This window comes from Rhizobium sp. LC145 (genome assembly GCF_001005825.1).
Lineage (GTDB): Bacteria > Pseudomonadota > Alphaproteobacteria > Rhizobiales > Rhizobiaceae > Neorhizobium.
In genome coordinates this window covers 228,963-237,723 of the sequence record NZ_LBHV01000009.1, presented here as the reverse complement: position 1 = coordinate 237,723, position 8,761 = coordinate 228,963, and the positions used below count along the sequence as shown (strand labels likewise).

Sequence of the window (8,761 nt, the reverse complement as noted above, 5' to 3'; positions counted from 1 at the left end):
GAGGCCTATGTGAAGGCGCGCTATTCAAAGCATTTCGAGATCACCGAGGAAGCACTCGCCTGGCTTCTCGAACGGACAGAGCATCTCCATCGCCTCGTCGAAACGATCTGCAAGGAGCGGCTGGCGGAATTGGAGCACAAAGCGAGCTTTGACAGCGGTTGACCGGACCGACGAGCGAACAAGCGATCGTCGGTCCGCACTTGATGGGGTTCAGCCTTCCAGCCAGCGAACTTCCTCATCCGAAAGCTTCACCCGAAGTGCCGAGAGGCTGTCTTCAAGCTCGGCCACGGTCCTGGGGCCGATAAGCGGCACGACCGGGAAGGGCTGGGTAATGACATAGGCAAGCGCGATATGGATCGGGCTGCATCCACGCTTTTTCGCCAGTTCAATTGCTCGATCCCGGCGCTCGAAATTCCGCTCCGAGTACCAGACGCGGACGATTTCCTCATCATCGCGCTTGTCGCGTCCGGCCCTTTCCGTAAAGAAGCCGCGCCCCTGGCTCGACCAGGCGAAATTGGGAATTTGCCGGGCATTCAGCCATTCTTTCCACGCGTCGTCGGAAGCGGCGACACATCCTGCCCAGATCGGGTCCAGCATCTCGGCAAGCGAGAAGTTGTTGGAAAGCGCAGCCGGCGCCGTCTTGCCGTTTTTGGCGGCATAGTCGACAGCCTCGTCCATGCGCTCGCGCGTCCAGTTGGAACCACCGAAAATACCACGGATCCGGCCGCGCCTGACCTCCGCATCCATCGCATCGACAAACTCGCCGACCGGAATATCCGGATTGTCGCGATGCATGAAGTAGACGTCAACATAATCGGTCTTCAACCGCTCCAGCGACTGATCCAAATGCCTGGCGATCACATCCGGATAGCAAAGCGGCGAATGCGCTCCCTTCCCGATCAGCACGATCTCCTCGCGCGGCACCTTCCGGCTGGTATGCCAGTCCCCGAAAATGCTCTCCGTCTTGCCCCCGGCATAGATATACGCCGTGTCGAAGACATTGCCGCCGGCCTCGTAAAACGCGTCGAGCGTGAGCGAAGCCGCAGCAAAATTCGGAAAGAACTCGAAGCCGAGAGCGGCAGCCGAGACCGGCTTTTCGAGCCCGGGAATCTTGCGCTTTGGAATGCTGTTTCCGGGCCTGACGACCTCGCCTGCGATATTCGTGACGCGCTTGGCAGCCGTTTCGACCCCATATGCTAGCCCGACGGACGCACGCCAGCGATCGAGCACACGCAGGTTGCCGAGCGCGTCCTCCCTGTTCATGCCGGGGAAGACGAACTCGGTGCGGCCAGCGCGGATCGCCTCGCCCACGGCATCGACCTCGAAGGAATAGAGGTAGCGCTTTTCCTCCATCTCGATCGTCTGCCGCTCGTTGCCTTTTATGATGTCGATGCGCCCCACCCCGCCCTGCCGACCGGAGGCGTACCAGAAATCCTTGACTTCGATGCGGCCCTTCGAGCCGATGATCCGCAAAGTATTGTCCTGCTGCGCCATGATCGAGCAGGACACTTCCGCGATGATGCCGCTCTCGAATTTCAATACGGCTGATGCCCATTCATCGACGCCGGACTGGCCGAGATGAGCGACACCGGAGACGGTGACAGGCTCGGCAAAGGATTTACCTTCAGCCGCACCCGCCAGCATCCGCACCATCGATACCGGATAGCCGCCGACATCGAGAATGCCGCCGCCTGCCATGTCATTGGCGAACAGGCGGTGTTCGGGCCGGAAAGATCCCATATCGAAGCCGAAGCTTGAGCGGATGATCCTGACTTCACCGATCGTCCCTTCCCTCACCAGTTCGGCGATCCGCGCGGTCTGCGGATGGAAGCGGTACATATAGGCCTCGCCGACGAACACGCCGGCTTTTTTCGCCTCGTGGAAGATGACATCGGCATCGAAGGCCGAAAGCGCCATCGGTTTTTCGATCAGCACATGCTTGCCCGCGCGAATCGCTTTTATCGCCCATTCCGCATGACCGATGTGGGGCGTCGCGACATAGACGGCGTCGATATCCTTGTCGGCAAGCAGCGCTTCATAACCCTTGACGATCCGCGCACCGGGAAAGCCGTCACCAAGCCCCGGCTTGTCGGGATTGCGGCTGGCGATCGCGACAAGCTTGCCGGTGGTGGAATGCGCAATCCCCTCGGCGAACGTCCGCGCGATGGTGCCGGGGCCGATTATGCCCCAGCGGATCTGTTGTTCTAAGCTCATGGATTTTCCTCTTGGTCAGTCTTGGGAGAGTGGGATGGAACGATCAACGCAGCCGGCTGCCTTCCGCATCGAAAAGGAAGCAGCGTGCGGCGGAGAGCCCGATCGTGAGGCTATCGCTATCGCCGCCATGCCGCGATTCCGGCCGCTCGATGATAAGCGGCTCGTCGGAGATCGTGGCATAGACATAGCTTGTATGCCCGAGATGCTCGGCGACATCGATCCGGACCGTCAGGTCCGTGTCACCCGCGCCCGCATTGACGAAATGCTCGGGCCGGACGCCGAGCATGACCTGCGATCCCGCCGCCACGGCGCTCGAAACGGGAAGCGTCAGCTTGACCCGCGGATCCGCCCTCAGCGAGACCGTCACACCGGAAGCCCCTTTGCCTTCGATCCTCGCCTTCAGAAAGTTCATCTTCGGCGAGCCGACGAAACCAGCCACGAACTGGTTGGCCGGATTATCGTAAAGTTCGAGCGGGGCTCCCACCTGCTCGATGCGCCCTGCCCTGAGCACGACGATCTTGTCCGCCAGCGTCATCGCCTCGGTCTGGTCATGGGTGACGTAGATCATCGTCGTTCCGAGCTGTTTGTGCAGCCTGGAGATCTCGACGCGCATCTGCACGCGAAGCTCGGCGTCCAGATTGGACAGCGGCTCGTCGAATAAGAAGACCTGCGGCTCGCGCACGATTGCCCGACCGATCGCAAACCGCTGGCGCTGGCCGCCGGAAAGCTGGCCGGGGCGCCGATCCATCAACTCGTTGATCTGCAGGATATTGGCAGCATGGGCGACGCGGCGCTCGGTGTCTTCCTTCGGGTTGCCGTTCATCTGCAGCCCAAATGACAGGTTCCGCCGCACCGTCATATGCGGATAGAGCGCATAGGACTGGAATACCATGGCGATGCGCCGCTCCGACGGCTCGACATCGTTGACCGCGATGCCGCCGATTTCGATCGTCCCTTCCGAAACATCCTCCAGCCCGGCGATCATGCGCAGCAGCGTCGACTTTCCGCATCCCGAAGGGCCGACGAAAACCACGAATTCGCCATCGGCTATCTCGAGATTTGCGCCATGGACAACCTCATAGGCTCCAAACCGCTTGATGACATTGGTAAGTGTGAGTCCGGCCATGATGCCCCCGGTTACTTGATCGCGCCGGCGGCAATGCCGGAGATGAAATGGCGTTGCAGGAAGATGAAGACGAAGAGGATGGGCGCGGTCAGAAGCACCGCTCCCGCCATGATCCCGCCCCATGAGACCTTGGTGAGACCGATCAACGTGCCGAGCGCCACCGGCGCCGTCATCATGCCCGGCCGCGAGTTGATGAGCAGCGGCCAGAGATAATTGTTCCACGACGCGAGGAAGAGGATGATCGACAATGCTGCCATCGTGGGACGCGCCAGCGGCAGGGCGATATGCAGGAAGATGCGCCATTCCTTGACGCCCTCGACGCGGGCGGCATCGAACAATTCCGTCGGCATCATCGAGAACGATTGCCGCATGAACAGGACGCCGAGCGAGTTGAACAGCGGGGGCACGATCAGCGCCACCCAGGTATTGGCGAGCTTGAATTCACGCGCCACCATGATGAACTGGGGGATGACCACCACCGCAAACGGCAGGGTGATCGTGCCGAGAATGATGGCGATGACCATGGAGCGGCCCGCGAACCGATAGCGCGCAAGCGCCCAGCCAGCCATCGAGGTCAGCATGACCGAAAGGACCGTATAGATGACGGCGACGGTGATGGAGATGAACATCGCCCGCAGAAAATTCGTGTCCGCCTGCAGATTTTTGAAGTTCTCGACGAAGTTCGTCGAAGGCCAGAGCACGATATCAGGGCTGAAGATGCCGTAGTCCGGCATCGTCGAGAACACGAACATCATCCACAGCGGGAAGAGCCAGATGATTGCAAGCGGCGTCAGTGCTGCATGCAGAGCAAGCCTTTGCATCATCAGCGTGCGGGATTTCGACTTCATTTCGCCTCCCTCCCGATGAACAGATTGAGAAGCGAGATGGCGACGGCGAGCGCCGCAATCGTATAGGCGATCGCCGAGGCATAACCAAAATTGAGCGAGGTGAAGCCCTGCCTGTAGAGAAGCAGGCCAAGCGTCTCCGTGGCGCCTCCAGGACCGCCGCGGTTGGTGATCAGGAAGGGCTCGGTGAACAATTGCATTGTGCCGATGACCGAGAGCACCACACAGAAGAGGATGATGGGTTTCAAGAGCGGCAGAGTGATATGGAAGAACTGCTGCACCTTGCCCACGCGATCGAGTGTTGCCGCCTCATAGACGTCGCCGGGAATGGACTGCAAGCCCGCCAGGATGATGATGGCGTTGTAACCGGCCCATCGCCAGGTCACCGCAATGATGACCAGCGCCATGGCAGCAGTCCCATTGTCGAACCACGAAACCGGGGGGAGCCCAACCGAACCGATCAACTTGTTGATGATCCCGAAATCGATACTGAACATCAGCCGGAAGACCGCCGCATAGGCCACCTCGCCGACAACCACGGGAGCGAAGAAGGCGAAGCGGTAAAGCGGTCGCGCCTTCAAGAGCGGTGAGTTGAGAAGTACCGCCATCACCGTCGCGAGCGCAATCATCACCGGCACCTGGATGACCAGGATGATCAGCGTGTTGTAAAGCGCATTATAGAAGGCCGGATCGGCGACGAGCCGGCCCCAGTTGACGGTAAGGCTGAACCTCCAGGGATTGACGCGCGTGTTCTGAAACGAAATCAGGAACGAATTGATGATCGGCCAAAGCCAGAAGGTCGCGAAGATCAACAGATAAGGGGCAAGGAACGCATAAGCGATCCTGTTGCGCAGGGGCATCGTCTTCTCCCGTCACCGAATTTCGATGGAATGGACCGGCCGAGCGTTTTTCCGCCCGGCCGAGCTCGTTCATTCAGCGATGGGAAGTCCGGTTGCCGTTTCGATCTGCTTGGCGGCATCGTCCAAGGCCGCCTTCGCATCGGGATAATCGTTTGCGAAATACTTGGTCTGGGCTGCCCGGTAGATCGATTCAGCGTCAGCCTGGAAGGCGGTCCCTCTGGCCGGAACGATCTTCGGCAGGGTAGCAAGAATGTCCGACCACACAGCCTGACCGCCCCAATAGGGTTGCGGCTCCTTGACGAAGGGATCCTGGACCGCGCTCAGAAGCGAAGGAACCAGACCAAAGGATTTCAGCATCGTGACCTGCCCTTCATTCGTGGTGAGCGCATACTCGACGAATTTCCAGGCCGCCTCCTTGTTTTCTGATGCCTCGCTGATCGCCAGCGACGATCCGCCGAGATTGGCGGCGCGGGGGCCGTCGGCCGTCAGGCTCGGCATGGGATAGACGCCCCACTTCCCCGCAAGATCGGGCGAGCCGGAGCGTACGGTGCCTTCGTACCAGCCGCCATACATCTGGCTGGCGGCCTTGCCCGCCGTGTTCGCCTGAATTTTTTGATCCCAGATGGCGGCCGTGATGATGCCGGCGTCCTTCATCTCCTTGAGCTTTTCGAGCGTTGCGACACAGGCCGGCTGGTTGATGGTGATGCTCTGACCATCGGTCGAAAAGTAACCACATCCCTGCTCGTTGGCGATCATGCGGAACCATTCGCTGTCACCATTGAAATCGGCCTGAGCCATCACGGTACCAGGGTTGGCCTCCATGACCTTCTTGCCGGCCGCAAGGAAATCATCCCAGGTCTTGATCGTCGACGGATCGACGCCCGCCTTTTCATAGAAGTCCCGGCGATAGAAGACGGCGACCGGACCCGAATCCCAGGGCATCGCATAGGCGACACCGTCCACCTCAAGCTCCGTGCGCTTGAATTCTGGGAAAAGCGCCTGCATTTCGGGGGTATAGCCCAGTTCCGTCAGGTCTGCGAAACAATCAGGGAAGCGGTTCCAAAACACCTCCGCCTCGAAATTCTCAATGGTCACGATATCCGGCAGGCCATCCCCGCCGGCGGCGCAAGCTGCTAGGGCCTTGTCGAAGACCTGGCTGTTGCCGAGATCCTCGACCGTGACCTTGATGTCGGGATATTTCTTGTTAAACCCTTCAAGCGTGGACTTCAGAGCCGAGGCTGCGACGTTCCAGCTCCAGATGGTGATGTCGGTGGACTGCGCGGCGGCAGGCCCTGACCCGAGGAGCGCAAGCGAGACCGCTACGCCGAGGAATTTGGCGCCCATTGAAAACCTCCCTTTTTCAATTGCCGTTCTTCATCGAACATGGGCAGATTACCGCCGGACGAAAATCTGTCTCGTACAAAGGGAATGTGGATTTGGCGGAAAGTAAGGTTGATGAAAGAGCGATCTACCACCCCGGCGCCAGCAGCATTGAGGGATTTCCGACCACGCTGCAGTTGTTCCAGGGCCATCCCAGGATCATGCTCCGCCCCCACTGGCATGCACAGATTGAAGTGAACTACGTCATGCGCGGCACGGTGCATTACCGCATGGGAAGCCACACGGTGCGGCTCAATGCCGGGCAGATGTGCCTGTTTTGGGGCGGCCAGCCGCATCAGATGGACGAATCGTCGGATGATTCGATCTATACAGGCGCGCACCTGCCGCTCGTGCACTTCTTCCGCATGCGCCTTCCTCCGGCCGTCTCCGGCATGCTGATGAATGGAGCCACGATGCTGACATCCGCAACCGACCGGGCAGACGAGGAGAATTTCCCGCGCTGGGTCCGCTATGTGACCTCGGGTGACGACGTGAGGGCTCAGCACGCCGTGGAGGAGCTGCTGCTGCGCGTCGAAAGAATGTTCTTCGAGCCCTATTCCGTGGTGTCTTCCGACAAAAGTCCCCTGAACGACAATGCTTCCGCCACGCCCTCGATCAGCGTGGTGCGCATGTGCGACTTCATCGCCGCCAATTTTCTGGAAGAGATCGATGCGGGCGACATCGCCGCCGCCGCCGGCCTGCACCCGAAATACGCCATGAACCTGTTTCGCAGATCGACAGGAATGACGCTGATCAAATACCTGACATTGCTCAGGCTTTCGCGTGCGCAGGCCATGCTGGTGAACGGCAACTACAGCATATTGCAGATCGCCATGGACAGCGGTTTCGGCTCGGTGAGCGCCTTCAACAAGGCTTTCCGGCTGATTGCCGGCATGTCGCCTTCGGATTTCCGCCGCGACGTGCGCGTCGCGGCGGTGTGACTTCTGCGCGGTTCAGACGGCTTTCGCGTGCCTGATCGGCGCCTGCGCCCACTCGGGCAGCCAGTTGCCGTGAGCGGCGATCAGATCATCGACCAGCGACCAGATCTGGTCGAGATCCAGTTCGGCCGCCGTATGCGGGTCCATCATCGCGGCATGATAGATATGTTCGCGATTTTCCGTCATCAGCGCATGCACGGTGAGTTCCTGGACGTTGATATTGGTGCGGATCAAGGCTGTGAGCTGTGGCGGCAGCTCGCCGATATAGGTCGGCTGGATGCCCGAGGCGTCGACCAGGCATGGCACTTCCGCAGCACAATTTTCCGGCAGCGAGGTGATGCAGCCATTGTTGCGGACATTGCCATAGATCACCGACGGCTCGCCGGTCCAGACCGAGTTCATGATCGAGGAGGCATATTCCTTTGACTGGATTATCTCGATCTTCTCGGCCGAACGATAGGCCTCCGCCTGCCCTTTCCAGCGCTCGATCTGCTCGATGCAGCGCTTCGGATATTCATCGAGCGGAATGCCGAATTTCTCGATCAGATCCTCGCGGCCCTCCTTGATGAAATAGGGCGTGTATTCCGCGAAGTGCTCCGAGCTTTCCGTGACGAAGTAGCCAAGCCGCGTCAGCATCTCGTAGCGCACCTTGTTCGGGCAGCGCGGATTCCAACCAGGTTTCGGCGCGCGTCCTTCGCGATAGGCGCGGACCAGATCGGGATAAAGGTTCCTGTAGGAACCGTCCGGCTGCCGGTGCTCGAACTTCAGGTAGAAGGCCATGTGGTTGATGCCGGCCGAGCGGTAGCGGATTTCCTCATAAGGGATGTCGAGGTCGTGCGCCAGTTCCATGGCCGTACCCTGCACAGAGTGGCAGAGCCCCACCTGCTTGATCGTCGGGTATTTTTCCGCGATCGCCCAGGTATTGATCGCCATGGGATTCACGTATTGCAACATGATCGCATTCGGGCAGACCGCGAGCATATCCTCGCAGATCTTCCACAGGTGCGGCACCGTGCGCAGGCCCCGCATGATGCCGCCGACGCCGAGCGTATCGGCGATCGTCTGGCGCAGACCGTATTTCTTGGGCAGTTCGAAGTCAGTCACCGTGCAGGGTTCGTAGCCGCCGATCTGGAAGGCGACCACGACGAAGTCGGCGCCCGCCAGCGCCTTGCGCTGATCAAGATGGGTCTCGACCTTCGCCTTCACCTCAAGCGTGGAGATCAGCTTGTTGACGACGACCGCGCTTTCTTCCAGCCGCTGCGGATTGATGTCCATGAGTGCGATCGTCGCGCCGGACAGAGCCGGACGCTGCAAGACGTCGCCGATAATGTTCTTCATGAAAACGGTGGAGCCAGCTCCGATGAAAGTGATCCTGGGATTTCGTGCCATAACAACCTC

The 8,761-nt window shown here is 59.9% G+C and carries 7 protein-coding genes and 1 pseudogene; 2 read left to right on the top strand and 6 right to left on the bottom strand.

Annotated features, from left to right (window positions below; genetic code table 11):
• Positions 1 to 162: pseudogene (locus YH62_RS30840) on the top strand (nucleotidyltransferase); the annotation flags it as partial.
• A gap of 48 nt (positions 163 to 210) precedes the next feature.
• On the opposite strand, the gene YH62_RS23070 reads toward YH62_RS30840, so the two are convergent.
• The 5 genes from YH62_RS23070 to YH62_RS23050 all read right to left on the bottom strand — a co-directional run bounded on the left by YH62_RS23070 (position 211) and on the right by YH62_RS23050 (position 6,389).
• Positions 211 to 2,214: an aldo/keto reductase gene (locus YH62_RS23070; protein ID WP_046796625.1), complete on the bottom strand. Its 2,004-nt coding sequence runs from the start codon at positions 2,212 to 2,214 to the stop codon at positions 211 to 213.
• Positions 2,215 to 2,257: 43 nt separating this feature from the next.
• Positions 2,258 to 3,340 carry a sn-glycerol-3-phosphate ABC transporter ATP-binding protein UgpC gene (gene ugpC / locus YH62_RS23065; protein ID WP_046796624.1) on the bottom strand — a complete coding sequence of 361 codons (1,083 nt, stop codon included), beginning with the start codon at positions 3,338 to 3,340 and terminating at the stop codon, positions 2,258 to 2,260.
• A gap of 11 nt (positions 3,341 to 3,351) precedes the next feature.
• Positions 3,352 to 4,188: a carbohydrate ABC transporter permease gene (locus YH62_RS23060; RefSeq protein ID WP_046796623.1), complete on the bottom strand. Its 837-nt coding sequence runs from the start codon at positions 4,186 to 4,188 to the stop codon at positions 3,352 to 3,354.
• On the bottom strand, positions 4,185 to 5,045 hold the full coding sequence (locus tag YH62_RS23055; protein WP_046796622.1) for a sugar ABC transporter permease: 861 nt from the start codon (positions 5,043 to 5,045) through the stop codon (positions 4,185 to 4,187). The genes YH62_RS23060 and YH62_RS23055 overlap by 4 nt, the downstream gene beginning before the upstream one ends.
• Before the next feature lie 69 nt (positions 5,046 to 5,114).
• Positions 5,115 to 6,389 (bottom strand): ABC transporter substrate-binding protein, encoded by a 1,275-nt coding sequence (locus YH62_RS23050; protein ID WP_046796621.1) that lies wholly within the window; start codon positions 6,387 to 6,389, stop codon positions 5,115 to 5,117.
• A gap of 92 nt (positions 6,390 to 6,481) precedes the next feature.
• On the opposite strand from YH62_RS23050, the gene YH62_RS23045 reads away from it, so the two are divergent.
• Positions 6,482 to 7,366, top strand: coding sequence for a helix-turn-helix domain-containing protein (locus YH62_RS23045; RefSeq protein ID WP_046796620.1), 885 nt, complete (start codon positions 6,482 to 6,484; stop codon positions 7,364 to 7,366).
• Between the two features lie 12 nt (positions 7,367 to 7,378).
• Here YH62_RS23045 and YH62_RS23040 read toward each other — a convergent pair whose 3' ends face one another.
• Entirely contained in the window at positions 7,379 to 8,752 is a 1,374-nt protein-coding gene (locus YH62_RS23040) for an alpha-glucosidase/alpha-galactosidase (protein WP_046796619.1), read from the bottom strand.
• Positions 8,753 to 8,761: the final 9 nt, after the last annotated feature.

Coding starts and splice junctions, on each gene's coding strand:
- YH62_RS23070 (WP_046796625.1), bottom strand. CDS start 2,214: ATGAGCTTAGAACAACAGATCCGCTGGGGCATAATCGGCCCCGGCACC.
- ugpC (WP_046796624.1), bottom strand. CDS start 3,340: ATGGCCGGACTCACACTTACCAATGTCATCAAGCGGTTTGGAGCCTAT.
- YH62_RS23060 (WP_046796623.1), bottom strand. CDS start 4,188: ATGAAGTCGAAATCCCGCACGCTGATGATGCAAAGGCTTGCTCTGCAT.
- YH62_RS23055 (WP_046796622.1), bottom strand. CDS start 5,045: ATGCCCCTGCGCAACAGGATCGCTTATGCGTTCCTTGCCCCTTATCTG.
- YH62_RS23050 (WP_046796621.1), bottom strand. CDS start 6,389: ATGGGCGCCAAATTCCTCGGCGTAGCGGTCTCGCTTGCGCTCCTCGGG.
- YH62_RS23040 (WP_046796619.1), bottom strand. CDS start 8,752: ATGGCACGAAATCCCAGGATCACTTTCATCGGAGCTGGCTCCACCGTT.